We start from the raw sequence: 26,918 nt of genomic DNA on the forward strand, positions 1-26,918 counted from the left end.
CAGAAAAGGTAAATAGAAGGTGTATCTAGTCTGAAGCCGATTCATTTAAAATGATGCGCTTTCCCGAGATGCTGATGCGTCCTTCTCCTGCCAGTTCGGACAGGGCTCTGGCCAGTGAGGGACGAGCTACTCCGAGAATGAAGGCCACTTTCTGCTGGTTGTCGATTTTTCCGTGGATGCTGAGGTAGTTCATCAGGCGGGATTTCAGACTCTGAAGGGCGAACTCGTTCAGTTTCCGGCTTAAGAACAGACTTCTATCGGATATCATCCGGATGAAATTTTTCATTACGGCGGATTGTTCGTGCATGAAATCACTGAACCGTCTGCTGTCCATGATCAGGACTTCGCATTCGGCCGTGGCCTGTGCACTGACGGGGAAGCGGTTGTCGGAAGCATAAATAAAGGCGGGAGCCAGTATTTCGGGGGCTTCCAGCCAGTCGATGGTCAGCTGTTTTCCTTCTTCGTTTTCCATCTGTGCCATTACGGTGCCTTCGAGCAGAAGGTAAAGCGAACGGCATACATCTCCCTGGCGGGCAATGAAATCTCCTGGCGAATAATGCTGGATACGGTTGGGGGCCTCCTCCAGCAGTTGTTGAAGTTTATCGGGGGAGCATCCGCCGAATAAGGGGAGCTGCATCAGTTTTTCTATTTTCATGACGGGGTTGATTTTTTTTATGGAGTTGTAACATAGGTGACAATCTATCTCCTGATGATTGTTCATCTTTGCACAAACTTAATGAAAAAACTGCGAATAATAAAATAGGAATTTACAATTAGAAACAGGAATAACAATGGAAGGAAGTATGTTTTGTTTTCAGTGCCAGGAAGCTGCGAAGGGTAGCGGATGTGTCCTGAAAGGTGTGTGTGGAAAAGAAAGTACGACAGCCCGGTACATGGACCTGCTGTTGTTTGTGGTTCGTGGGGTAGCTGTGGCAGCAGATGTGTTGCGCAATAACCGGCTGGTGGTGGAAGAGGAGGTGAATCTGTTTGTGACAGATGCACTGTTTGCTACGATTACGAATGCGAATTTCGATGATGAGAGCATCCTGAAGCGGGTGCGGAAAGGACTGGTCTTGCGCGACAGGTTGAAGGCGCAGGCACGGGAGAAGGGGCTGGCCTTGCCGGAAAAGGACGAACTGGACTGGAACGGGACAGCGGAGGAGTTTGATTCCAAATCGGCTACGGTGGGTGTTCTCCGAGAGAAAAACGAAGACATCCGCTCGTTGAAAGAGTTGCTGGTGTATGGTCTGAAGGGAATGGCAGCATATCACGAACATGCCATTCGGTTGGGACACTCGGATGAAGCACTTCATGCATTCATGCAGCAGGCGCTGGCGGAAACGGCTTTGGACCGTCTTACGGCTGAAGAATGGGTGGCGCTGGTGCTGAAGACCGGAGAATATGGTGTGCGGGTAATGGCACTGCTGGACAAGGCCAATACGGAGAGGTATGGTCATCCGGAAGTGACAAAGGTGAACCTGGGGGTCCGAAGCAATCCGGGTATTCTGATCAGCGGCCATGATTTGCGTGATCTGGAAGAGTTGCTGCGCCAGACCGAGGGAACAGGAGTGGATGTGTATACCCACAGTGAGATGTTGCCGGGACATTATTATCCGGCCTTCAAGCGTTATGAGCATTTTGTGGGTAATTACGGAAATGCCTGGTGGAAGCAGCGTGAGGAGTTTGCTTCTTTCAATGGTCCGATTGTCTTTACGACCAACTGTATCGTGCCGCCTTCGGAGAATGCGGTGTATAAAGACCGGATTTTTACTACGAATGCAACCGGCTATCCGGGATGCCGTCATATTCAGGCTGATCACGAAGGACATAAGGACTTCTCGGAAGTGATTGCGCTGGCCAAGACGTGTGCGGCTCCTGTGGAACTCGAAAGGGGAGAGCTTGTGGGTGGATTTGCGCATCATCAGGCTTTGCAGCTTGCCGGTGAGATTGTGGAGGCAGTGAAGAGCGGGGCTATCCGTAAGTTTGTGGTCATGGCCGGCTGTGACGGACGGATGAAAAGCCGTAATTATTACGCGGAGTTTGCTCAGGCCTTGCCGCAGGATACGGTGATTCTGACTGCGGGCTGTGCAAAATATAAATACAACAAACTGCCTTTGGGAAGCATCAATGGCATTCCCCGTGTACTCGATGCCGGACAGTGCAATGACAGTTATTCGCTGGTCGTAATCGCCCTGAAACTGAAGGAGGTGTTCGGGCTGGAGGATGTGAATGAGCTGCCGATTGTCTATAACATTGCCTGGTATGAGCAGAAAGCGGTAATCGTACTGCTGGCACTGCTGAGTCTGGGAGTAAAGGATATTCACCTGGGACCTACCTTGCCGGCCTTTTTGTCGCCGAATGTAGCGAAGGTGCTGGTGGATCACTTCGGAATATCTGGAATTACTTCTGTGGATGAGGACTTGAAAAAGATGGGACTGGTATGATTTGTCAGTGAAACTGTCCGGTTGGGTAATTTACTTTTCAAAACTGGAGGGAATAACTCAGGATTTTTTTATCTTTGTCCATTCATTGGTATTTTCAAAAAAAGAATATATGGATAAAGTAGTGATTAACTCGTACGAAGAGTTTGAAAAATTATTGGGACAGCAGATTGGAGTATCTGAATGGCTGGAAGTTTCACAGGAACGCATCAATCAGTTTGCAGATGCTACATTGGATCATCAGTGGATTCATGTGGATGTGGAACGTGCAAAGGTAGAGAGTCCGTTCAAGAGCACGATTGTTCACGGTTACCTGACACTTTCGTTGCTTCCTTATTTCTGGAATCAGATTATCGAAGTGAATAACCTGAAGATGATGGTAAATTACGGAATGGACAAGATGAAGTTCGGTCAGGCTGTGTTGTCGGGACAGCGTATCCGCATGACGGCTGATCTGCACTCATTGGTAAACCTCCGCGGTACTGCAAAGGCTGAAATCAAGTTTGCCATTGAAATAGAAGGACAGAAGAAGAAAGCACTTGAAGGTATTGCTACGTTCTTGTATTATTTCAATTAATGGAGTAATTATTTAAAAAGTATATGGAGGCACAGAACCCATTTTGAGGAAAGATGGAGTCTGTGCCTTGTTTTTTGTATGACAGAGAAAGACATTGAACAGTTGCGTGCATGGGCGGACGAGTATCACCGGGCTTCTTTTATCGTGTCCGACCCGGTACAGTTTCCGCACCGCTATACGCAGGCGGAAGACATTGAGATCTGTGGACTGCTGACGGCTTTGCTGAGTTTCGGCAACCGCAAGCAGATTTTGAAGAAAGTGAACGAACTGGATGAAAGGATGGGACAGGCTCCGCTGAAGTATCTTTTGTCGAAGGAGTGGGAAAAGGATTTCCCGGCAGGAGACGGGCGCAGTTTTTACCGGATGGTTTCGTACGGGGCCTTTCGGGAATATTGGGAAAAACTGTATGAGGTCTATCGTCATCATACCACGCTCGGCGACTGGCTGATGCGCTATCCGGGCATTCCGATGCAGCGCCTGTGCGCTTTTCTGGGAGTATCCGACCGTAGTCCGCAGAAAAAGCTGAATATGTTTCTCCGGTGGATGGTCCGCCGGGATTCGGAAGTCGATTTCGGTATCTGGAGGCAGATGGATCCGGCTGAGCTGATTATTCCGCTGGATACTCATGTGTGCCGGATGGCCTGGCAGCTGGGACTGATTGAGCGGCCTGTCTTTTCACTTGCGGCTGCAAAGCGGATTACGCAGGTCTTGTCGGAGATTTTTCCGGCAGATCCTTGTCTGGGTGATTTTGCTTTATTTGGTTATGGGGTAAATCATCCTGCATTGGAGGAAAAATGATAACTTTAGGAACGGAATTCTCTTGTGGGCTGACCTATGGGGAAATCGTAATAAATAATATCTGAATCGGGTTTAATTTGTAGAGGAGTATGATGAAAATATTGGCAACGGGAGACTGGCATTTGGGAAACTGTTTCCACGGTTTCGACCGTATGGAGGAGCATGCGCATTATCTGGACTGGCTGTTGGATTGTGTGCAGCGGGAAGAGGCGGATGTCTTGCTGATAGCCGGGGACGTGTTTGATTCCAGCAATCCTTCGGCTGCGGCTCAGGAACTGTATTATTCTTTTCTGAACCGGCTGAATGAACGTTTTCCGGCTTTGCAGACGGTTATCATTGCGGGAAATCATGACTCGGCCGCACGTCTGGAGGCTCCGCGTGAGATGCTGGAGCGGCATCGGGTATATGTTCGGGGAGTTGTCCGTCGCTTGCCGGAAGGTGAGGTGGACTGGGATAACCTGCTGGTTCCGGTTACAGGAGGAAAGGAGGCTCAGGAACGGGCGTGGATAGTGGCGGTGCCGTATCTGCGCGACGGAGATTTTGTGCGTGGCATGTCGTATGCAGAAGGGGTTTCCGATTTTCTGAACCGTGCGCTACAGGCTGCGGGCAGGAAGAAGCGTCCGGATGAGGCTGTGTTGCTCATGGCTCATCTATATGCTACCGGTGCGGAGATTGCTGAAGGGTCTTCGGAACGGGTGGTCATCGGAGGGGCCGAGAGAGTGGACATGAGTCGGGTGGAATGTGAAGTCGGGGCTGTGGTACTGGGGCATTTGCACCGGCGGCAGAAACTGGGGAACCGGAGCAACTGGTTCTATCCGGGGAGTGCGCTTCCGATGTCGTTTACGGAGCGTATGTACCGGCATGGGGCAGTGAGTCTGACCTTTTCGGGTGGCGAACTGGCCGGAGAGCCTTGTTTTCATGAATACACATTGTTGCATCCGCTTCGCTCACTTCCGGAGAAACCGGCTTTGCTTCCGGAGGTAATTGAGGTATTGAGTAAATTACCCGATGCCGGGGAGGAAGGTGTGGAGGCTCATATGCCTTATCTGGAAGTGAATGTGTTGCTGGATACGCCTGTACAAGGAATCAATAAGCAGATTGAGGAGGCGCTGGATGGCAAGGGGGTACGATTGTGCCGGACGGCCATCTTTTACCGGACGCAGTTGGAGAATGAAACCGGAGAGGTGCTGGAGTCAGTGGATGATCTGCTGACGAAGAACCCGTTGGAAGTGATTCGGAAAAGTTACCTGAGCCGGCACAAGTGTGAGATGCGTGAAGAACTGGTGGCCTTGGCCAACCGGGCCATTGAGGCAGCAAGAAAGGAGGATGAAGAATGAAGTTACTGAGAATCGGAATGTATAATCTGGCTTCCTTTGAGGGAGAGCAGGTGATTGACCTGGAGAGTGAACCGCTTAAGAGTGCGGACCTGTTCTCCATTGTCGGTGAGACCGGAAGCGGTAAGTCGACGGTGCTGGACGCTGTCTGTCTGGCACTGTACGGACTGGCTCCCCGTTTCTATGGGGCGGATAACTTTGATTATTACAATACGGAGAAACCGGATAATGACAAGGTACTGGAGCCGGATGACCCGCGCAATATCTTGCGGAAAGGGATGAAGGACTGCTGGGCAGAAGTCTGTTTCCTGGCACGTGACGGTTTCCGCTACCGGGCCCGCTGGTCCTGTTCGGTGGCCCGTGTCAATTATAGCCGTCCGGTACGCAGGCTGTTCCGGATAGAGGCCGATCCGCATGGACGGATGGTAGAAAAGGAAGTAGACATAACGGAAGGAAAGCGCCAGAAGCGGGGACACAAGAATGTGAATAACGAGGCACTCGACCGTATTATCGGACTGGATTACGGTCAGTTTACCCGGACAGTCATGCTGGCGCAGAATTCCTTTGCCAATTTTGTGAAGGCAGACGACAAGGATAAGGCGGTATTGCTGGAAAAACTGACAGGTACCGAACTGTATACGTCGATTGCCCGGAAGATTTATGAGTTTTACAAACAGGCGGAAGAGGGTTACCGCCTGCTGTCCGATCAGGTCAAGGCATTTGCGGTACATCGCCTGGATCAGGAGGAATTGGATAAGACGACGGCCCTGCTCGAAGTGCAGGAGAAAAATATTCAGGAAGAACGTCAGCGTGCCTTGAAAATAGATGAGCAGTTGCAGTGGTACAATGGACTGGAGACGCTGAAAACGGCCTTGGAAGCCGAGGAACAGAAATGGAAGCACGCCATGGAGCATGCCGGTGGTTTGTTGCCCCAGCGCAGGGAATTGCAGCGGGTGGAAGCGGTCGCTTCGATACGGGATGTCTTTCAGAACAGTGTGTCGCTGGAAAAGGAAGTCGGAAAATTGTCCGTAGACAGGGATCAGTTGCAGCACGAAGTACTCTCCCGGGAGGAACAGGTTCAGAAGGAGAAGGAACGGGTGGAGCAATTCCGGAAGGAATGGATGGAAACCCGTAATGCGTGGGAAGGATGGCTTCCGAAACTGAAGGAGGCCCGCCGGATACGGACGGAAGTGAATACGCGCCGGGAGCAGGTCGACCGGCAGACGGCGGACTGGAAGAAGCGCAGGCAGAAGTATGAGACGATTTCACTGGAGAAACAGAAAAACCAGGTGGAACTGGATGGTCTGCTTCGCGTGAGGGAAGAGGCGGCTCATTGGCTGGAGGAACAGGAACCGTATCGTCCGGTGTGGGAGAATATGGGAGTCATCGCCGAGCGTCTGACGCAATTGCTGCAATGGAAGGAGCGTTGCCAGAAGGAGTCCAAGGCCATCGAGGAAGAGGGGAACAGGCTTCAGGAGCAGCAAAAGGCCATGGAGGAAATGGAGCAGGCTTTGAAGAAAAGTGCGGAGGAGCTGGCTCAGTTGCATGAGCACATGAGCCTTCGGCAACGGGAATTGGCTGAACAGGATTTGGAGCGGTTGCAGCAGGACCTGGAGGGGGTAACGGAGGTGTACAAGACCTGGGAGGCCCTCGAAAAGATGTATCAGGGGGCTTGTCTGTTGCAGCAGGAACAGAAACGGAAACAGGAGGAGGTACTTGCCGGAGAAAAGCAGACTGCCCAACTGGAGGAAGAGGTGGCTGTATTGCAGCAGGAGCAGGCGACGATTCAACAGTTGCTACCGGGACTGGAAGAAGCCTATCAGTTGGTCAGTGGGCGGACTGCTGCTGATTTGCGTGCTTCTCTGCAACCGGATCAGCCTTGTCCGGTATGCGGCTCTACGCATCATCCTTATGCCGAGGGAGTGGAGAATGTATTGCTGCCCATTAAGAAAGAGTTGGACCAGCGCAGGGAAAGGATGGAACAGTTGAAGGTTTTGCTGGACAGGGTGCCCGATGGCCTGCTGATCCGGCTTGCAACCGTGAAGGGACAGTTGGCGGCTCATCGTACCGGACTGCAGCAGCTGGAAACTCGCTGGGCGGATACGGTTGCCGAGTGGGAGCGGGAAGCGGTAAAATGTCCGGAACTTCCTTCGAAACTCACGGAGGTGCTGGAAACGGCTTTGTCTACAGATTGGGGAGAACTGATGGGAAGGAAGAAGGCCGAAACGGTAGTCCGTGGCAAGCAGCTTCGGGCACAGGTCAACGGTTATCTGGCGCTTCAGAAGGAACTGGGAGCATGGCGGAAGCAGTATGATGAGCAGAACCTGAAACAGGTGCAGGTACAGGAACGTTTACACCGGAGCCAGTCGGAATGGCAGCAACGGAACGGAAAGTGCGAACAGCGGAAATCGGAACTGTCGGATTTGCAGCGTGCTGCGGCCGACCTTCATGAGCAATTGTGTGTACAGATTGCGCTGCCCGGATGGAGCGAGGAGTTTGATGCGGATGCGGTTGCCTGCATACAGCGCTTGCAGGCTATGGCCGAGAAGTTCCGGAAGACGCAGACTTTGCTTCAGGAAACCTTAGGTACGGTCGGCGAACGGCAGGCATTGATCCGATCGCAACAGTCACAACTGGAAGGCTTGCAGTTGGAAATTCAGCAGGGAGAGAAGGAACTGGAAAAGGAATCTGAAGAAATCCGTTGCCAGGAGAAGCAGTGGAAAGATTTGCTGGGGGGAGTGGAGCCCGATGAGTTGGAGCGGAACTGGGGATTGCAGTTGACCGAGAAGGAAGGAAAGGTGGCGCAGGCCGAGAAAGTATTGAATGAACTGACGGAACGGCACCAGCATGAACGGGGTAAGCTCCGGGCAATGGAGGGGCAGTTGGCTGAAAAGGCAAGTGCACACGAAGAGGCTTGCAGGCAGGTATGGACTTTCATTGAGGAGTACAATGGCCGGTTGTTGAATCATTCGGATAAGGTGAATGTACCGGCAGTTGAACCGGAAGGACAGGAACTGCTTACGGTCGACTGGCTGCGCGACTGTTTTGCTTCGTCGGACAAATGGACGAAGGTTCGTGAGGACATCCGTCAGGCGGATGAAGAAGTCAAATTGTGCCTGGGAAGAAAGGAAGCCCATGAAAAACAGCTGGCAGTTCATTTGAAGGCTGGAGCGGCACGGGGCTGGATGCTTTCTCCGCATGAGGAAGCCGATCCTCGTGAGGGCCTTCGGCAACAGCTTACTGATATCCAGCAGAAAATCGAGGAACTGGATAAGGAACGTCAGCTGACGGGAGGTATTCTGGTGGCCCATCGTCACAGTGTGGCACAGATACAGGCCTTTCAGGAGGAGTTGACTGCGAAGGAGAAAGATTACCGAAACTGGAAGGAACTGAATGATATCCTGGGAAATGCCAACGGAGATAAGTTCCGGGAAACGGCCCAGTGCTTTACGCTTCGTTTCCTGATCCGCCAGGCCAATGAACAGCTTCGTCTGTTGAATCGCAGGTACAGTCTGGAACAGGTACCCGATTCGCTGGGAATCCGTGTCATCGACCATGACAGGGGCGATGAGGTACGTAACATCAGTTCCCTGTCGGGAGGAGAGACCTTTCTGGTCAGTCTGGCACTGGCATTGGGCTTGTCGTCGTTGTCCTCCCGCAACATTCCGATGGGCAACCTGTTCGTGGATGAAGGTTTCGGGACCCTGGACAGCAGTAGCCTGAACCTGGTGATTGATGCCTTGTCGAGTCTGCACTCCATGCAGGGTAAGAAAGTAGGTGTAATCAGTCACACGGCTGAAATGAAGGAGCGGATACGTACACAGATTCAGGTGGTGAAGATGGGAAGCGGAGGCCGGAGCGCACTGACGATCTCCTGTGGAAATCAGTGAGCCGATGGGAATTCCCGTTGAAAAACAGGAATTTGAATGAAATAATTTCTGTTTTTTTGACAACTGAGTCAATAAAAAATGTGTATATTTGTAAAAGAGTGAATACATTTGTTTCGGAATTGTCATAATATACGGGGTATGAAACGAAGAAAACTGTTTGAATGGTTGGGGGGTGTGCTGCTTTTGGGAGTGGCAGTCCTCTTCTCGGCTTGTGAGGACGATCAGGCCGATATCGTGTTTTATTCCGGTTCTTCACTGATTGAGGAAGTCGGGACTTGTACCAACGCTGTCAGTGAAGTGACGCTTTTCATGAACGGGCGTGAAACGGCTGAGGTGGGCATTGCCTATGGAAAGGGGGCTTACCAGGCGGCTACGTCCGATGTGGAAATTGTCCGTGTAGAAATTGTCGGCGACCGCCTGCGGTTGTCCTGTGGTGAGAAGGAGGGACGTGCCGTTGTCATGGTAAGCGATGAAAAAGGGAATCAGGCAGGCTTGTGGGTCTATACCGGACTGGGAAGCATTGAGTGTGCGGCTACCGGAAAAACGGCTGTCAAGGCCATTCTGAACGGGAACGTGATTGCGGATGAGGCGTTGCAGTCGATGGTGGCAGAGGCTCTGCAAGGCTATCGGCCAATGGAAGAAGGAGGTACGCTGACTTTCATTCCGCAGAATGTGGAGCATTGGCTGCTGGAAGGAGAAGAGGGAACGGTGAAGTGGACCCGGAATCCGATGTCGGGAGAGTCTGTAGAAGGCACTTATCGGTTCGGATACGATGAACAGCTGATGGGGGAACCGATGGAATGTTTCCTTGTTTCCTGCGAGGGAGAGGTGCACCGTCTGTATTTGAATCCCGACCTGAACCGTTCGCGCGAGACTGGACCGGTTTCACAATATTGGGTGGAAGATATTACTGCTGCCTGTCCCGAAGACGTACTTCAGCAGCTTCCGGAGCAGGCCAGAGTCGCTTATTTCATGGAAACCGTCACTTGGGGAGGCTTCCATGTACTGGCCGGTGAAGAGTAATCGGATTTTATTGGAAAGTTTGTATTGTAAATAATGAAAATCCCTCCAAAGGAATCTTCCGTAAGGATACCTTTGGAGGGATTTGTGTGGGGATAATCTCCGTGGTGCTGTTTCCGGCCGGTATCATGACGGCCTTTCCACGAAGATGCGTCTTTTCTGTCAGTTGTTATTTCAGGGTGACTTCCACCGGGCAGTGGTCCGATCCGAAAATCTCGGTATGAATCTTCGCATCTTCCAGCCGGTCTGCCAGACGTGCCGAGGTCAGAAAATAGTCGATACGCCACCCTGCATTCTTCTCGCGGGCTTTAAAGCGGTACGACCACCACGAATAAATGTTTTCCTGAGTCGGATAGAAGTGGCGGAAGGTATCAATAAAGCCGGCATCCAGCAGTACCTGGAACTTTTCGCGTTCCTCATCGGTAAAGCCGGCATTTTTCCGGTTGCTCTTCGGGTTCTTCAAGTCAATCTCCTTGTGTGCCACATTCAGGTCGCCGCACACGATCACCGGCTTTTGTGCATCCAGCTTTTTGAGGTAGTCGAGGAAAGCTTCTTCCCAGGTCATGCGGTAATCCAGACGCTTTAATCCGTCCTGTGAATTGGGGGTATACACTGTCACCAGATAAAAGTCCTCCATTTCCAGGGTGATGACACGGCCTTCGTGGTCATGTTCATCTATTCCCAGTCCGTAGGTTACATTTAACGGCTGGTGACGGGTAAAAATCGCTGTACCCGAATATCCTTTTTTTTCAGCATAATTCCAGTAAGACTGGTATCCGTCGAAAGACAAGTCCAACTGTCCCTCCTGCATCTTTGTTTCCTGCAGGCAGAAAAAGTCGGCATCCAGTTTGGTAAAGGCTTCACGGAACCCTTTGTCGCAGCAGGCTCTCAGCCCGTTTACATTCCAAGAAATCAGTTTCATGAGTCTTTTATTTCTTTATGTCAAATAAATAAGTGAGTCTGCCCCCGATGTACGAATGGGCAGAACGTGAGAAATAATCTTTTTTCGCATTGTGGTAGATGTCGCTCAATCCGAAATAGTAGCGCGCTTCCAGGATGAAATGTCCGATGCCTGTCCGGACTTCCAGTCCGCCTCCGCCTACGATTCCGTAATCCAGCTTGTTTTCCGCCATTTTCCCGTATTGTTCCCTTACCGGCCGCATGTCGGGGTGCCAGGATGCACTGGTCTTTTCGTTTTCTCCAAGGAGGAAGCCGAACTGCGGACCGAGATTCAGTACGAAGCGGGCTCCGTTTCCTTTGTCTTTTCCGAAAGCCAGGTGGGCCATCAGCGGCACTTCTATGTAGTTCATCGTGCGCTGGTAGCTTTCTCCGCTTTCATCCTCAATGGATTCCTTCCATCCTCTTTGGGAGAAGTTGATTTCTGCCTGGATACCGCAGATCATCTTGAAATACTTTTCAGAGATGTAGCGTCCCGTAATACCAAAAGATGGCGTAATGAAACTGGCCTGCTTGATCTGGGGCTCAAAACTCATGGAACTGAGATTGACGCCGCCGGTTATTCCCACGGAAAAGTTGCGCCGCTGGTCCTGAAGCTGGGCTTTCAGCGGCAGGGCAGTCAGGGTAATCACACCGATTGACAGCAGAATTTTTCGTATGCTTGGTCTCATTATTCAAAATCCAGTTTTATGAGTTCAAAATCTTTAGTAAAGTGCACGAAGAAGACTTTCCGGTTGATGAATCCTCCCCAGTTGTTTACCCGTTCAAACTTGAATCCGGTCTGTATCGGGGTAACCTGGATGCGGTTTAAGTTTTCCTCCAGCTTGTTGCCCTGCTGAGCCAGCCCTTTCAGGAAATAATATCCGATGTCGAATCCCAGCATTCCGTATTTGGGGAAGGTGTTGGCCATGTCCTTGCTGTACCAGCGCCGGTAGGCATGCGTAAACTGGATGGCTGCCGGGAACAGGTTGTTGGTATAGAATGACGAATAGAAATAGGTATCCAGCTCATAGAAGTTGGCCAGAAAATCCTGGGTGTAAGTCTGCCATTCCGGGTAACCGAACAGGTGCATGTTGAAATTCGGATGCTCTCTCCGTACCATCGTCAGGTGAGGCAGAATCTTGTTGAGTGCACTGCTTCTTCCTGAAGTGGGGATGAAGATGTTTTCCTGCAGGGTATCCATGGCGGCGATGACCTTCGTCGGATCGATTTCGGTACCGATGCGGACCTGCTTGTAGGAAATTCCTTTTTCCTTCAGTCCGTTTTTCATGCCTTTGATGAATTCCGCTTTTTCGCTGTCGCTGCTTCCGTCTTCCACAAATACGACATTCGACCTGCCGAATTTACGGATAAAATGCTCATAGACTTCCGAGTAGAGGTAAGACTGCGGAGTATTGATCTGGTAAATGTGCGGATTTTTGAAAACCTGGTCTACTTTCGGTGAGAAAGGAATGACCAGACGGATATCGTGCTTGTCGGCGAAGTCGGCCAGCAGAGGAATGGCTTCCTGGTTGACCGGGCCGAAAATGATATCCATCTCTTTCATCTTGCTTTGGGCAAGGATGGCACTGACTTCCGAGGCTTTGCCTTTGGAATCGAAGGTATGGATGTCAAGGGAAATTCCCTGTCGTTTCAGACTGTCGGCTGCCATGAGGAAACCCTCATAGAATTCCACCATGCGCGACTGCTCTTCCGATGCTCCGGCACGGCTGCTGCTGAACGGAAGGATGAGGGCGGTGCGGATGGTCTGATAGCGCTTCGGGGCAACGCTGTTTTTGCTGAACAGTTCTTCGTTGCTTGGTGTCTTTCCCTGTGAGAGTATGTCACTGGTTGCAGTGCTTTCACTTTGTTTCGGATAAGGAATGAAAAGGAAGGTGCCTTTTTTCAGTTTGCCTGTCCGCAGTTCCGGATTGGCCGCAATCAGTTCCTCTTCGGTGATTCCGTATTCGCGGCTGATGCTGAATATGGTTTCCTTCCGCTGCACCTTGTGCATGTCTTTCCATTCTTTCTTCGGAGTCTCGGCAGCGGCCAGTTCCTTGGTAATTTCTTCTTGGATAGCGATTTCCGTACTGTTCTGCGGCGGAATGACGATGACCTGTCCTATCCGGAAGTTGCTGGCGCTCAGTCCCGGATTTGCCTTGCAGATGGCTTCTGCGGTAATGTTGTATTTTACCGTCAGCTGATACAGGGTTTCTCCTGCCTGGATGGTATGAAACTGACCTTGCTGGGAGTTGTTGTCCGATTTCTGTGGAATCTTCAACGACTGTCCTTCCCGGATCAGTTCCTTGCTGCCGGGGTTGATGCGTACAATGTCGTCTACCGATACATTGTACATGCTTGCTATGGAATAAAGGCTCTGGCCTTTGGTTACTGTATGTAAGAAATATTCGGCGCTTTTCTGAGCCTGCACCGTAAGGTTTGGACTGCCGGCCATAAGAGCCAGTGAAAGGCAAATTGTCTGAATGAATTTCATTTTCCGCATCTAATTTATTGAGAAGCAAAAGTACAAAAAAAAGCATTATCTTTGCAAAGATATCATCTATTTTAAGGATATGGAAGAAGGAAAAGAAAGAATCAGTGTGCAGGGGGCTCGTGTACACAACCTGAAAAATATAGATGTGGAGATTCCGCGGGATGCGTTGACTGTGATTACGGGGTTGAGCGGAAGTGGAAAGTCTTCGCTGGCTTTCGATACAATCTTTGCCGAGGGACAGCGTAGGTATATTGAAACTTTCTCGGCGTATGCCCGTAATTTCCTGGGGGGAATGGAACGCCCGGATGTGGACAAGATTACGGGACTGAGTCCGGTGATTTCCATCGAACAGAAGACTACCAACAAGAATCCGCGCTCTACGGTGGGGACTACGACCGAAATTTACGATTATCTGCGTTTGCTGTTTGCTCGTGCGGGAACGGCTTATTCGTATATTTCCGGAGAGAAAATGGTGAAGTATACCGAAGAGCAGATCCTGGATCTGATACATCGCGACTATAAGGGAAAACGGATTTATATACTGGCTCCGCTGGTGCGTACGCGTAAGGGACATTACAAGGAGCTGTTCGAGCAGATCCGGAAGAAAGGATATCTGTATGTGCGTGTCGACGGAGAGGTGCAGGAGATTGTGCACGGCATGAAGCTCGACCGCTACAAGAACCATAACATTGAGGTGGTCATCGACAAGACGGTGGTGACCGAGAAGGAGGAAAAGCGGTTGAAGCAGAGTGTGGCTACGGCCATGCAGCAGGGCGACGGGCTGATCATGATCCTGGATGCGCAGACGGAGAGTGTGCGTCATTACAGCAAGCGCCTGATGTGCCCGGTCACCGGATTGTCGTACAAGGAACCGGCACCGCATAATTTTTCGTTCAACTCTCCTCAGGGGGCTTGTCCGCGTTGCAAGGGATTGGGATATGTGAATCTGATCGATGTGGACAAGGTGATTCCCGACCGCTCGCTTTCACTGTACGAGGGGGCTGTGGCTCCTTTGGGAAAATACAAGAACGTAATGATTTTCTGGCAGCTTGAAGCCTTGCTCGAGAAATATGAGGCGACGCTGAAGACACCGGTGGAGCAGTTGCCCGAGGATGCGGTGAACGACATCCTGTATGGCTCCGACGAGCGCTTGAAAATCAAGAGTTCGCTCATACATGCTTCGTCCGATTATTTCGTGACTTACGAAGGCATTGTGAAATACATCCAGATGATGCAGGAGAAGGAGGCTTCGGCCACTGCACGGAAATGGGCGGAACAGTTTGCCAAAACGGATGTGTGTCCGGAATGTAAGGGGGCACGCCTGAATAAGGAGGCCTTGCATTTCCGCTTGCACGACAAGAATATATACGAACTTTCGGTGATGGATATCAGCGAGTTGTATGAATGGCTGATGCATGTGGAGGAGCATCTGGACAACAAGCAGCGGCTGATTGCCGCGGAAATCCTGAAGGAAATCCGTACCCGTCTGAAGTTCTTGCTGGATGTCGGTCTGGATTACCTTTCGTTGAACCGCTCGTCGGTCAGCCTGTCGGGCGGGGAGAGTCAGCGTATCCGTCTGGCTACCCAGATCGGCTCACAGCTGGTCAATGTGCTGTACATCCTGGATGAGCCGAGTATCGGATTGCATCAGCGGGATAACATCCGCCTGATTCACTCCCTGAAGGAATTGCGTGACCTGGGTAATTCCGTGGTGGTGGTAGAGCACGACAAAGACATGATGCTGGCTTCCGATTACATTGTGGACATGGGTCCGAAGGCCGGTCGTCTGGGAGGAGAGGTGGTCTTTGCCGGTACTCCTGAGGAGATGATGAAGACAGATACCCTGACGGCCCGTTACCTGGACGGACGGATGAAAATAGAGGTGCCTGAAAAGCGGAGAACAGGAAACGGAAAGTCTTTGTGGCTGCGCGGAGCCCGTGGAAACAACCTGAAGAATGTGGATGTGGAGTTTCCTTTGGGCAGACTGATCTGTGTGACGGGAGTTTCGGGAAGCGGAAAGTCGACCTTGATCAATGATACCCTGCAACCGGCACTTTCGCAGCATTTTTACCGGTCCTTGCAGGAGCCGCTGCCATACGATTCCATTGAGGGTCTGGAATATATTGATAAGGTGGTGAATGTCGACCAGTCTCCGCTGGGACGTACTCCACGTTCTAATCCGGCCACTTATACCGGGGTGTTTTCGGATATCCGTAATCTTTTTGTGAGTCTTCCGGAAGCCAAAATCCGCGGGTACAAGCCGGGACGCTTCTCGTTCAATGTTTCGGGCGGCCGCTGCGAGACTTGTGGCGGAAACGGTTATAAGACCATTGAGATGAATTTCCTGCCGGACGTACTTGTACCTTGTGAGGTCTGCCACGGCAAGCGCTATAACCGAGAGACCCTGGAGGTGCGTTATAAGGGTAAGTCCATTGCCGATGTGCTGGATATGACCATCAACCGGGCAGTGGAGTTCTTTGAGAATGTACCGCAGATATTGAATAAAATCAAGGTGTTGCAGGAAGTCGGTCTGGGTTATATCAAGCTGGGACAGCCTTCTACGACGCTGTCGGGAGGAGAGAGCCAGCGTGTGAAACTGGCTACCGAACTGTCGAAACGCGATACGGGCAAGACGCTCTATATCTTGGATGAGCCGACTACGGGACTTCATTTCGAGGATATCCGTGTGTTGCTGAGTGTCTTGAACCGTCTGGTGGACAAGGGAAATACGGTGATTGTGATTGAGCATAACCTGGATGTGATTAAAGTGGCCGATTACCTGATTGACATGGGACCGGAAGGCGGAAAAGGAGGAGGACAGTTGCTTACTTGCGGCACACCGGAGGAGGTGGCTCTTTCTGATAAGGGGTATACGCCGGCTTTCGTGCGCGAGGAACTGGGACTGTAATGACTCTGTCGTGAAGGTAATCCGGGAGAAAGACCGGAGGCGGGTGGCCGGGTGCCGCCCGGCTGTTGATGTGTGAACGTAAATGCCTGTGGCCGGAATGCCGGGGCAGAAAATAAAATAGCATAATTATGGGAAAGGAAAAAATAGCAAAGACTAATGCGGCCCGACTGTTGGATAAGGATAAAATCAACTACGAACTGGTTCCGTATGAAGTCGATGAAAACGATTTGAGTTGTGTGCATGTAGCTGCCACACTGGGAGAAAATATCGAACAGGTGTTCAAGACCCTGGTATTGCATGGAGACAAGTCCGGATACTTTGTCTGTGTGATTCCCGGAGAGCACGAGGTGGACTTGAAACTGGCGGCTAAGGTGTCGGGCAATAAGAAATGCGACCTGATTCCGATGAAGGAACTGCTTCCGCTTACCGGATACATCCGTGGCGGATGTTCGCCCATCGGCATGAAGAAGCATTTTCCGACTTACATTCATCATACTTGTGAGCAGTTCCCTTATATTTATGTGAGTGGCGGGGTGCGCGGCTTGCAGATAAAGATTGCTCCTGCCGACCTGATACGGGTGAGCCGTGCGGAGGTCTGCGCTTTGTTTGAAGATTGATTACATTAAAAATGGAGGAGAATATGAAAGCACTGATTGTGGTCGATATGCAATATGATTTCATTGACGGGGCATTGGGTAGCGAAGAGGCCCGCAGCATTGTGGGAAACGTACGCGATAAGGTGGCGCAGTATCGTGCCTCACAGTTTCCGGTCATCTATACGCAGGACACGCACAGCGCGGATTATCTGCAGACTCAGGAAGGCCGTAACCTGCCTGTAGTGCATTGTGTGAAAGGTACCCGGGGCTGGGAGATTGTACCGGAGGTGCTGACCGATGAGGCTACATTGATCGAAAAGCACGGATTCGGCTCACTGAAGCTGGTGGAACACCTGGCGGCATTGCCCGGACTGGAGGCAGTGGAACTGGTCGGGGTATGCACGGATATTTGTGTCGTTTCGAATGCCCTGCTGATTAAATCGGCTTTCCCCGAACTGCCGGTTGCCGTAGACGCTCTCTGTTGCGCGGGGGTAACTCCCGAGAGTCACCGTCAGGCGCTGGAAACCATGAAAATGTGTCAGGTGAAAGTGCTGGGACTGTAATCGTATCCTATAAAAAAGAATGGCATGTGTAAGATGAACGGTGGTCATTTACACATGCTATTTTTATTTCTTTATGGATTTCTGTTCTGCCTTGAAAGAGTCTCACCCGTTCAGACTCGACGAGCGGACCCGGCTCAATGTCTCGGGGGTCATCTGCAGCAGCGAGGCAATGTATATCAGAGGAGCTCTTTTCAGAATCTCCGGATGCAGGTGCAACAGCTTGTTGTACCGTTCGTGAGCCGGTTCGAAACGCAGGGTATCGGCTTTGATCTGTGATTCAATCAGTGAGCCCTCAAAGAATTTTCTGTACAGAAGACCGATGTCCGCATGTTCCAGTGCCAGCCGTTCAAAATCTTCTTTATAAAGTTCCCACAGGATGACGGGTTCGAGCGACTCGATCATCAGTCGCGTAGGTTCCTGTTTCAGGTAGCTTTCCAGGCAGATCACCAGTCCGCCTTCGTAGGCGATGTGTTCGGTTAAGTCTTTATCGTATTTATAGTAAAACTGCCGGGTCATTCCTTTTTCGATGTATCTCATGCATTTGCAGGTATCACCTTCATTCAGGATGCGTTCGCCTTTCTTGTATTTTCTGCAAATAATTACGTCGGCTAAAAGGTGTGCGCTTTCCTTGCTTAACAGCATGTGATATTCGGCGGCTATCCGGCGTATAATTTCCAAGCTTGTCATAATAGAATCTGTAATAAAAATAGTTAATGCCCCTTCCTTTGCCCATCTCGGAAATCAGAATGGGGCAGACCGACAATAAATGAAGTCAAGTTGTGTTATTTTACTTTGATCTTGTCAAATCCTTCTCCGAATACACCGATTACGGCACTTTGTGAGACGAAGGCTTTCGGATCAATGTCTTTGATGAGGCGGAAGATGGTAGTCGATTCTCTTCTCTTGGCCAGTACAAACATCATTTTCACGTTGTTGTTGGTGTAGCAGCCCACTCCGTCAATAAAGGTAACCCCTCTGTGCAGGTCTTTGTTGATTCTTCGTCCGATTTCCTCGTATTTGGTGGAAATGATGAAGAACTGGACAGACTGACGGGCACTGTTGACCACCTGGTCCAGTACGAAACTGGAAATAAAGAGCACCACATAACCGTAAACCACCCGTTCCCAGTCGTGAAGTACCAGGTAACTTGAAGAGATGATGATCAGGTCGCAGAGCAGGATGACCCTTCCTAACGAGATGTCACGGTATTTGTTTACGATGGCTGCGATGATATCGGTTCCTCCACTGCTTCCGTTGGCCGAGAAGGTTACTCCGATACCGCCTCCGCAGAAGGACGCTCCCAGTACGCAGGCCATGAACGGCTGGTCGTGGATGATGCCTCCTTTGATGAAGTGTTGGAGGATTGCCAGAATCACGGTCATTGAGATGACGGCCCAGATGGTTTTCAGGCAGAATTTCAGTCCCAGGATTTTCAGTGCCAGCAGCAACAGCGATGCGTTAATGATAAGGTAGGTATATTGTACGGGAAAGCCTACTGCCCAATAAACTATGGAGGCTATACCGGGAACAGCACCTGAAGGGATATCACTCGGCAAAAGGAAAACAGTCCAACCAATGGCATACATCAGCATGCCCAAAGTGATTGTGAGATAATCTTTCACTTCCCGCAGCATCTGCTGTGGAGCAAAAATAGGATTTGTTCGGTTCATGAGTTTGCTCAATCTTTATCGTTGGGTTATTAAATTATGCACAAAAGTATAAAAAAAACATCGATTCAGGTTATCCGGCCGCCATAAAATTATTCATCATCCGGAAGAAATGAAAATACTAATTTTGCGGTTGACTTTTTTTTCGTAATTTTGCACCGGTTTGAGCAAAATTGTAACTGTATACAACCCCCAATATGGCGCTAGTAAACGAACATCTCCTGAAATTGCCTGACGATTATTTTTCTCCTGTCATGGAGAGAAAAATCAATTTGTTTAAGGCCGTTCATCCCAAGGCAGACCTTATCTGTCTCGAAAAAGAAGATGTCTGCCTGCCGGTACCCGAATCGGTGGCAGGGGCCATGGCCCGGGCAGTGGAGGAACTGGCGGATGCTTCTTCCTTCCGGGGATACGGGCCGAAGCAGGGGTATGACTTCCTGATTGAGTCCATTGTCAAGCATGAGTTTCAGGAACGTGGCGTGGTACTGGAAAAGTCGGAGATATTCATCACCGAGGGTACGCAGAGCAACATCGGCAACATCGGCAATCTCCTCCGTCACGACAACAGCATCGGTATTGCGAGCCTGGCTTATCCGGTTTATGCGGCTGCCAGCATCATGTGCGGACGGGCCGGGGAACTCCAGAGCGACGGCAGATGGAATAATGTGATTTATATTTCCTGTCCCCAGGACAAAGGTTTCATACCGCAGGTGCCTGATACCCGAATTGACATCGTTTACCTGAGTCATCCTCATGTGCCTACCGGAAGCACGCTCAACCGTACCGAACTGAAAAAGTGGGTCAATTATGCCATCAAGAACGATGCGCTGATCATGTTTGACGCTACTTATGAAGCTTATATCCAGCATCCGGACATTCCACATTCCATTTATGAGATAAAAGGAGCCAAGAAAGTGGCCATCGAATACAGGACGTTTTCCAGAACGGCGGGGTTCTCGGGGGTGAGATGCGGCTATGTGGTCATCCCTCAGGAACTGACAGCGACTACGCTGGCTGGAAACCGTATTTCACTGAACCATCTTTGGAGACAACACCAGTATATCAAGTACAACGGCACTTCCTACATTGCCCAGCGGGGAGCGGAAGCAGCGCTTTCTCCCGAAGGAAAGAAGGAAATCAAGGCCCATATACAATATTATATGGAAAATGCCCGGCTGTTGAGAGAGGGACTGTCGGCGGCGGGCCTGCAGGTGACGGGAGGGGTGAATGCGCCTTTTGTCTGGATACGGGTTCCCGACGGTATGGACGACTGGCAGTTTTTCCATCGGCTGCTGTACGAGGCACAGGTGGTGGTGGAACCGGGCAGCCGGTTCGGTCCGGAAGGCCGGTCCTTTGTGCGGATCTGCTCGTTCAATGAGCGGGAACGCTGCCGGGAAGCGGTGCGCCGCATACAACAATGTGTATAATGTATAAATAAAAGAGAACGGAAAAAATAGATACAAAATAGAAATAACTTTAGGTATTATGTCGAAATTAAGATTTAGAGTAGTTGAGAAAGCGTTTCACAAGAAACCTGTCGATGTGCCTTCTCCTAAGGAACGCCCCAGTGAATACTTTGCAAAATATGTATTCAACCGTGAGAAAATGTTCAAGTATCTGCCAAGCAAGGTGTATGCCAAACTGGTGGACGTGATAGATAACGGCTCTCCTCTGGACAGAAATATTGCCGATGAGGTGGCTGCGGGTATGAAGAAATGGGCTTCGGAGTTGGGCGTGACTCACTATACGCACTGGTTCCAGCCTCTGACAGAGGGAACGGCTGAAAAGCATGATGCCTTTGTTGAACACGACGGAAAGGGAGGCATGCTGGAAGAATTTTCCGGAAAGCTGCTGGTACAGCAGGAAGCCGACGGTTCTTCTTTCCCGAACGGAGGTGTGAGAAATACATTCGAGGCCCGCGGTTACAGTGCGTGGGATCCTTCTTCTCCGGTGTTTGTGGTGGACGATACGCTGTGTATCCCGACTGTATTCATCGCTTATACCGGTGAGTCTCTGGACTATAAGGCTCCTTTGCTGAAATCCATCGGTGCGGTGACCAAGGCGGCACTCGAAGTGGTACGCTATTTCGATCCTTCTGTAAAGAAAATCATTACTTACCTGGGATGGGAACAGGAATACTTCCTGGTAGACGAAGGTCTGTATGCGGCCCGTCCTGACCTGCTGCTGACCGGACGTACGCTGATGGGACATGAGGCTTCAAAGAACCAGCAGTTGGAAGACCACTACTTCGGTGCGATTCCGACCCGTGTGGCTGCCTTTATGAAAGACCTGGAAATTCAGGCACTGGAACTGGGTATTCCGGTGAAGACCCGTCACAATGAGGTGGCACCGAACCAGTTTGAGCTGGCTCCGATTTACGAGGAATGTAACCTGGCTGTCGACCATAACATGCTGATCATGTCGCTGATGCGTAAGATTGCCCGCAACCACGGATTCCGCGTGCTGCTGCATGAAAAGCCTTTCAAGGGTGTGAACGGTTCCGGAAAGCACAACAACTGGTCGCTGGGTACCGACAACGGGGTGTTGCTGATGGCTCCGGGAAAGACATCGGAAGAGAACCTCCGTTTCATTACTTTCGTAGTCAATACGCTGATGGCTGTATATCACCACAACGGACTGCTGAAGGCCTCTATCATGAGTGCAACCAACGCACATCGTCTGGGAGCGCACGAAGCACCTCCTGCCATCATCTCTTCTTTCCTGGGTACGCAGTTGAACAAGGTGCTGGATCACCTGGAAGAAAGTTCAAGCAACGACCTGGTATCGCTGGGAGACAAGCAGGGCATGCGTCTCGATATTCCGCACATTCCGGAACTGATGATCGACAATACCGACCGTAACCGTACTTCGCCTTTTGCCTTTACCGGAAACCGCTTTGAGTTCCGTGCTCCGGGTTCGGAGGCCAACTGTGCCAGTGCGATGATTGCCTTGAATACGGCAGTGGCTGAACAGCTGATCATCTTCAAGAAGGATGTCGACGAACTGATTGAAAAGGGTGAACCGAAGATTTCGGCCATCATTCAGGTGATCCGCCGTTACATCAAGGAATGTAAGCCTATCCGCTTCGACGGTAACGGATACGGTGACGAGTGGAAGGAAGAGGCTAAGCGCCGCGGACTGGACTGCGAGACCAGCTGTCCGTTGATTTTCGACAACTACCTCAAGCGGGAAACCATCCGTATGTTTGAATCAACCGGTGTCATGAACCGCAAGGAGCTGGAAGCCCGCAACGAGGTGAAATGGGAAATGTACACCAAGAAGATTCAGATTGAAGCCCGCGTGCTGGGTGACCTGGTAATGAATCATGTGGTGCCGGTGGCCATTGAGTATCAGACCAAGCTGATTGACAATGCCTATAAGATGAAAGCCCTGTTCAGCGAGGATGAAGCCAATAAACTGTCGGCCGAGAACCTGGCACTGATCCGGGAAATCGCCGAACATACCGCCTTTATCAAGGAACAGGTGGATGCCATGGTGGAAGCCAGAAAGGTTGCCAACCGGATTACACAGGAACGTGAGAAGGCCATCGCTTATCACGACAATATCGCACCGATGCTGGAGCAGATCCGTTACCATATCGATAAGCTCGAACTGATCATCGACGATCAGATGTGGACCTTGCCTAAGTATCGTGAGTTATTGTTTATCAGATAACGTCGATTTTATTTTTCAGAAATCCGGCAACTTCGAGGGGGCTCAGGGTTGCCGGATTTTTTATTGCCCTTCTGCCGCGTTTTTTCATGAAGATTCTCGGCGGAAAGAGGGCAGGATTTCATAAAAGGTTTATATCTTTGCACCATGGAATGGTTATACGATTTATTTTTTGAACACTCTGCACTGCAAGCGGTCGTTATTATATCTCTTATTATAGCATGTGGTCTGGGATTGGGAAAAATCCGCGTTTGCGGCATTTCTCTGGGAGTCACGTTTGTTTTCTTCATGGGAATTCTGGCCGGACATCTGGGCTTTTCCATTGACCAGCAGATGCTTACCTATGCGGAAAGTTTCGGATTGGTATTGTTTGTCTATGCGCTGGGACTCCAGGTAGGCCCGGGCTTTATTTCTTCATTTCAGCGGGGAGGGTATAAGCTGAACCTGCTGGGAATGGGGGTGATTCTGCTGGGTACCGTCATGGCTATCTCCCTGAGCATGTGTACTACGATTCCGCTGTCCGACATGGTCGGTATCCTGTGTGGAGCGACCACCAATACGCCGGCACTGGGAGCTGCGCAGCAGACCCTCAAGCAGTTGGGTGAGCCGACAAGCGGGGCAGCCCTCAGTTGCGCCGTGACTTATCCGCTGGGAGTAGTGGGAGTGATATTGGCCATCATTGTGGTCAGAAAACTCTTTGTGCGTCCTGCCGACATGGAGACGAATGAGCATGAGGACCCGAACCACACTTACATTGCTACTTTCCAGGTTCATAATCCGGCAATTTTCAATAAAAGCATACAGGATATCGCCAAACTGAGCTATCCTAAGTTCGTGATTTCAAGAATGTGGAGAAACGGGGTGGTCAGCATCCCAACCTCCGACAAGGTCTTGAAAGAGAACGACCGTCTGCTGGTCATCACTACCGAGAAAGACGTGTCGGCGCTTACCATTCTGTTTGGTGAGCAGGAAAACCGCGACTGGAACAAGGAGGACATCGACTGGAATGCCATTGACAGTCAGCTTATCTCAAAGCACATCATCATTTCCCGTCCCGAAATCAACGGCAAGAAACTCGGATCGCTCCGTCTGCGTAATACCTACGGCATCAACATCAGCCGTGTGATGCGAAGCGGGGTGCAGCTGCTGGCCACTTCCGGCCTGATTCTTCAGTTGGGCGACCGTCTGACCGTAGTGGGAGAGGCTGCGGCCATCCAGAATGTGGAAAAGGTACTGGGAAATACGGTCCGCACCCTGAAAGACCCGAACCTGGCTTCCATCTTCATCGGTATCGTACTGGGACTGATTGTGGGATCCATTCCTATTGCGATTCCGGGCATCAGTTCTCCGGTAAAACTGGGACTGGCAGGTGGCCCCATCATTGTGGGTATTCTGATCGGATCGTACGGACCGAGGTTCCATATGCTGACTTATACTACCCGGAGTGCCAGCCTGATGCTGAGAGGTATCGGACTGTCCTTGTATCTGGCCTGTCTGGGGCTGGATGCGGGTGCGCATTTCTTTGAGACGGTGATGCGTCCCGAAGGAGCCTTGTGGGTCGGAGTCGGCTTCCTGATCACGTTTGTACCGGTGGTCATCATGGCTGTCCTTTCCTTGCGCATATTCCACCTGGATTTTGGGAATACCTGCGGCATGCTTTGCGGAAGCATGGCCAATCCGATGGCACTGAACTATGCCAACGACATCATTCCCAATGACAATCCGGCGGTAAGCTATGCCACTGTCTATCCGTTGGGGATGTTCCTGAGGGTGATTATCGCCCAACTGATATTAATGATTTTTCTATAACCTAACCTAAATATAAGCACAATGAAAATATATAAGCAAATCACACAAGAAATGATACAGAAGGATCTTCGGTATCTGGAATTGCTTTCTCATAATTTCCCTACCATTGCGGCTGCAAGTACAGAAATTATCAATCTGGAGGCGATACTGAACCTGCCTAAGGGAACGGAGCATTTTCTGGCAGACCTGCACGGAGAGTATGAAGCCTTTCAGCATGTGCTTCGTAACGCTTCGGGGGCAATCAAGAGAAAGGTGAATGAGATTTTCGGTAATACCTTGCGCGAGGCGGAGAAGAAAGAGTTGTGTACGCTTATCTATTATCCGGAGCAGAAACTGCAACTGGTCAAGGAGTGCGAGAACGACCTGGTGGACTGGTATGTGATTACCTTGAACCAGCTGGTGAAGGTGTGCCAGAATGTGTCGTCGAAATATACGCGTTCCAAGGTACGGAAGGCGCTGCCTGAAGAGTTCTCTTACATCATCCAGGAATTGCTGCACGAAAGCAGTATGGAGCCGAACAAGCAGGCATATATCAACGTGATTATCAGTACGATCATCGATACGCACCGGGCCGACGATTTTATTGTGGCCATGTGCAACCTGATTCAGCAGCTGACCATCGACTCGCTTCATGTACTGGGAGATGTGTTCGACAGGGGGCCCGGACCTCACATCATCATGGATACCTTGCTCAAGTATCATAATTTTGATATCCAGTGGGGTAATCACGATATCCTCTGGATGGGGGCGGCTTCCGGCAACAACTGCTGTATCGCGAATGTCATCCGCCTGGCCATGCGCTACGGCAACCTCTCTGCACTGGAGGACGGTTACGGCATCAACCTGCTGCCTCTGGCGACTTTCGCCATGGAAACGTATGCGCACGATGCCTGCAGCTGCTTTACTCCGAAGATTGACAAGAACAGCACTTCTTACAACGATAAGACCATCCGCCTGATTGCACAGATGCATAAGGCCATCAGCATCATCCAGTTCAAGCTGGAGGCCCAGACCATTCAGAAACGGCCGGAGTTCAAGATGGAAGACCGTCTGCTGCTGCATCACATCAACTTCGAGAAGGGTACCATTACCATCAACGGTCAGGAATATATGCTGCAGGATACGCATTTCCCGACCATCGATCCTAAGGACCCGTACAAGATGACCGAGGAGGAAAAGGAAATCGTGCAGAAACTGCATTTCTCCTTTACCCACAGCGAGAAGCTGCACAAGCACATGCAGTGCCTCTTCCGTTACGGATGCATGTATACGGTATGCAACTCCAACCTCCTGTTCCATGCTTCCATGCCGCTCAATGAAGACGGTACGCTGAAGGAAGTGGATATCATGGGAAGAAAATACAAAGGCAAGTCGCTGCTGAACCGTGTGGGACAACTGATCCGGACGGCGTATTTCGGGGATGCCGAGAACGAAGAGAAGGATTTTGCCTGCGATTATATCTGGTACCTGTGGTGCGGAAAGGATTCTCCGGCCTTCGACAAGAGCAAGATGGCTACTTTCGAGCGTTATTTCCTGAAGGAAAAGGAAACGCATACCGAAATCAAGGGATATTATTACATGCTGAGAGACCGCGAGGATATCTGCGACATGATACTCGATGAGTTTGAGGTGAAGGGTGAGCATCGTCATATTATCAACGGACACGTGCCGGTGAAAGCCGTGAAGGGCGAGAAACCGATCAAGGCCAACGGTAAGCTGATGGTGATAGACGGTGGTTTCTCAAAGGCTTATCAGCCGGAAACGGGTATCGCCGGATATACGCTGGTATATCATTCCAGAGGATTCCAGCTGGTACAGCATGAACCGTTTACCTCTACGCAGAAGGCCATCGAAGAAGGTCAGGACATCAAGTCGACGACACAGATTGTGGAGTTGAGTACCCAGCGTATGATGGTGAAAGATACGGACAAGGGACGCGAGCTGAGGGTGCAGATTGAGGACCTCAAGAAGTTGCTGGTGGCCTACCGTACCGGAGTCATCAAGGAGCGGGCTTATTAAGGAATAAAAAAGGAGAGACTGGCTGTCCGGGGCAGGTCTGCGAGTGGATAGCGCTATCTGTTTTCGGACAGGTGCCGACGGATTTCCTGCGTTTCCTGCAGTGGAAGTGTCATTCTCTTTATTGGAAATAATAAATGGCGGTGCCGTTTTATTGATTTGCGATGCAGATGAATAAAACGGCACCGTTGTTTTAT

19 protein-coding genes are annotated in these 26,918 nt (G+C 50.7%); 13 read left to right on the top strand and 6 right to left on the bottom strand.

The window, feature by feature from the left end; all coding sequences use genetic code 11:
* Positions 1–25: 25 nt before the first annotated feature.
* Positions 26–655 carry a Crp/Fnr family transcriptional regulator gene (locus tag H3001_RS03330; RefSeq protein ID WP_178245067.1) on the bottom strand — a complete coding sequence of 210 codons (630 nt, stop codon included), beginning with the start codon at positions 653–655 and terminating at the stop codon, positions 26–28.
* 136 nt (positions 656–791) lie between these two features.
* Here H3001_RS03330 and hcp point away from each other — a divergent pair, with 136 nt between their 5' ends.
* From hcp to H3001_RS03360, 6 genes are all read left to right on the top strand, one after another.
* The gene (gene hcp, locus H3001_RS03335) at positions 792–2,444 is read left to right on the top strand and encodes a hydroxylamine reductase (RefSeq protein WP_178245065.1); all 1,653 of its coding nucleotides are present in this window, start codon (positions 792–794) and stop codon (positions 2,442–2,444) included.
* 109 nt (positions 2,445–2,553) lie between these two features.
* The gene (locus H3001_RS03340; RefSeq protein WP_178245063.1) at positions 2,554–3,018 is read left to right on the top strand and encodes a MaoC family dehydratase; all 465 of its coding nucleotides are present in this window, start codon (positions 2,554–2,556) and stop codon (positions 3,016–3,018) included.
* A 78-nt stretch (positions 3,019–3,096) separates the two neighbouring features.
* Positions 3,097–3,816, top strand: coding sequence for a TIGR02757 family protein (locus H3001_RS03345; protein ID WP_178245062.1), 720 nt, complete (start codon positions 3,097–3,099; stop codon positions 3,814–3,816).
* An 89-nt stretch (positions 3,817–3,905) separates the two neighbouring features.
* Positions 3,906–5,153 carry an exonuclease SbcCD subunit D gene (locus tag H3001_RS03350; RefSeq protein WP_178245060.1) on the top strand — a complete coding sequence of 416 codons (1,248 nt, stop codon included), beginning with the start codon at positions 3,906–3,908 and terminating at the stop codon, positions 5,151–5,153.
* Complete coding sequence (locus tag H3001_RS03355) at positions 5,150–9,040, top strand: AAA family ATPase (protein WP_181214072.1); 3,891 nt, start codon at positions 5,150–5,152, stop codon at positions 9,038–9,040. The genes H3001_RS03350 and H3001_RS03355 overlap by 4 nt, the downstream gene beginning before the upstream one ends.
* Positions 9,041–9,178: 138 nt before the next feature.
* A complete protein-coding gene (locus H3001_RS03360; protein WP_181214073.1) occupies positions 9,179–10,063 on the top strand; it encodes a hypothetical protein in 885 nt (294 codons plus the stop codon).
* 166 nt (positions 10,064–10,229) lie between these two features.
* On the opposite strand, the gene H3001_RS03365 is transcribed toward H3001_RS03360, so the two are convergent.
* Genes H3001_RS03365 through H3001_RS03375 form a run of 3 tightly spaced genes read right to left on the bottom strand, consistent with a single transcriptional unit; the run spans position 10,230 to position 13,490 of the window.
* Positions 10,230–10,982: an exodeoxyribonuclease III gene (locus tag H3001_RS03365; RefSeq protein WP_181214074.1), complete on the bottom strand. Its 753-nt coding sequence runs from the start codon at positions 10,980–10,982 to the stop codon at positions 10,230–10,232.
* A 7-nt stretch (positions 10,983–10,989) separates the two neighbouring features.
* Positions 10,990–11,688: a porin family protein gene (locus tag H3001_RS03370; protein WP_181214075.1), complete on the bottom strand. Its 699-nt coding sequence runs from the start codon at positions 11,686–11,688 to the stop codon at positions 10,990–10,992.
* Entirely contained in the window at positions 11,688–13,490 is a 1,803-nt protein-coding gene (locus tag H3001_RS03375) for a LysM peptidoglycan-binding domain-containing protein (protein ID WP_181214076.1), read from the bottom strand. Before H3001_RS03375 ends, H3001_RS03370 begins: the two co-directional genes overlap by 1 nt.
* Positions 13,491–13,569: 79 nt before the next feature.
* Here H3001_RS03375 and uvrA point away from each other — a divergent pair, with 79 nt between their 5' ends.
* The 3 genes from uvrA to H3001_RS03390 all read left to right on the top strand — a co-directional run bounded on the left by uvrA (position 13,570) and on the right by H3001_RS03390 (position 17,557).
* A complete protein-coding gene (gene uvrA, locus H3001_RS03380) occupies positions 13,570–16,398 on the top strand; it encodes an excinuclease ABC subunit UvrA (protein WP_181214077.1) in 2,829 nt (942 codons plus the stop codon).
* 128 nt (positions 16,399–16,526) lie between these two features.
* Positions 16,527–17,015: a Cys-tRNA(Pro) deacylase gene (ybaK, locus tag H3001_RS03385; RefSeq protein ID WP_178245046.1), complete on the top strand. Its 489-nt coding sequence runs from the start codon at positions 16,527–16,529 to the stop codon at positions 17,013–17,015.
* A 23-nt stretch (positions 17,016–17,038) separates the two neighbouring features.
* Positions 17,039–17,557 (top strand): cysteine hydrolase family protein, encoded by a 519-nt coding sequence (locus H3001_RS03390; protein ID WP_181214078.1) that lies wholly within the window; start codon positions 17,039–17,041, stop codon positions 17,555–17,557.
* A 102-nt stretch (positions 17,558–17,659) separates the two neighbouring features.
* Here the strand turns inward: H3001_RS03390 and H3001_RS03395 are convergent, their stop codons facing one another.
* Together H3001_RS03395 and H3001_RS03400 are read right to left on the bottom strand one after the other, a co-directional pair.
* Positions 17,660–18,247 (bottom strand): Crp/Fnr family transcriptional regulator, encoded by a 588-nt coding sequence (locus H3001_RS03395; protein WP_181214103.1) that lies wholly within the window; start codon positions 18,245–18,247, stop codon positions 17,660–17,662.
* A gap of 92 nt (positions 18,248–18,339) precedes the next feature.
* Positions 18,340–19,227, bottom strand: coding sequence for a YitT family protein (locus H3001_RS03400; RefSeq protein WP_178245042.1), 888 nt, complete (start codon positions 19,225–19,227; stop codon positions 18,340–18,342).
* A 194-nt stretch (positions 19,228–19,421) separates the two neighbouring features.
* Here H3001_RS03400 and H3001_RS03405 point away from each other — a divergent pair, with 194 nt between their 5' ends.
* From H3001_RS03405 to H3001_RS03420, 4 genes are all read left to right on the top strand, one after another.
* Complete coding sequence (locus H3001_RS03405) at positions 19,422–20,651, top strand: LL-diaminopimelate aminotransferase (RefSeq protein WP_178245040.1); 1,230 nt, start codon at positions 19,422–19,424, stop codon at positions 20,649–20,651.
* Positions 20,652–20,709: 58 nt separating this feature from the next.
* Entirely contained in the window at positions 20,710–22,899 is a 2,190-nt protein-coding gene (locus H3001_RS03410; RefSeq protein WP_181214079.1) for a glutamine synthetase III family protein, read from the top strand.
* A 144-nt stretch (positions 22,900–23,043) separates the two neighbouring features.
* Complete coding sequence (locus H3001_RS03415; protein ID WP_178245036.1) at positions 23,044–24,705, top strand: putative transporter; 1,662 nt, start codon at positions 23,044–23,046, stop codon at positions 24,703–24,705.
* Between the two features lie 21 nt (positions 24,706–24,726).
* Entirely contained in the window at positions 24,727–26,724 is a 1,998-nt protein-coding gene (locus tag H3001_RS03420) for a fructose-1,6-bisphosphatase (RefSeq protein WP_178245034.1), read from the top strand.
* Positions 26,725–26,918: the final 194 nt, after the last annotated feature.

The organism is Phocaeicola faecicola, from assembly GCF_013618865.1.
Classification (GTDB): domain Bacteria; phylum Bacteroidota; class Bacteroidia; order Bacteroidales; family Bacteroidaceae; genus Phocaeicola; species Phocaeicola faecicola.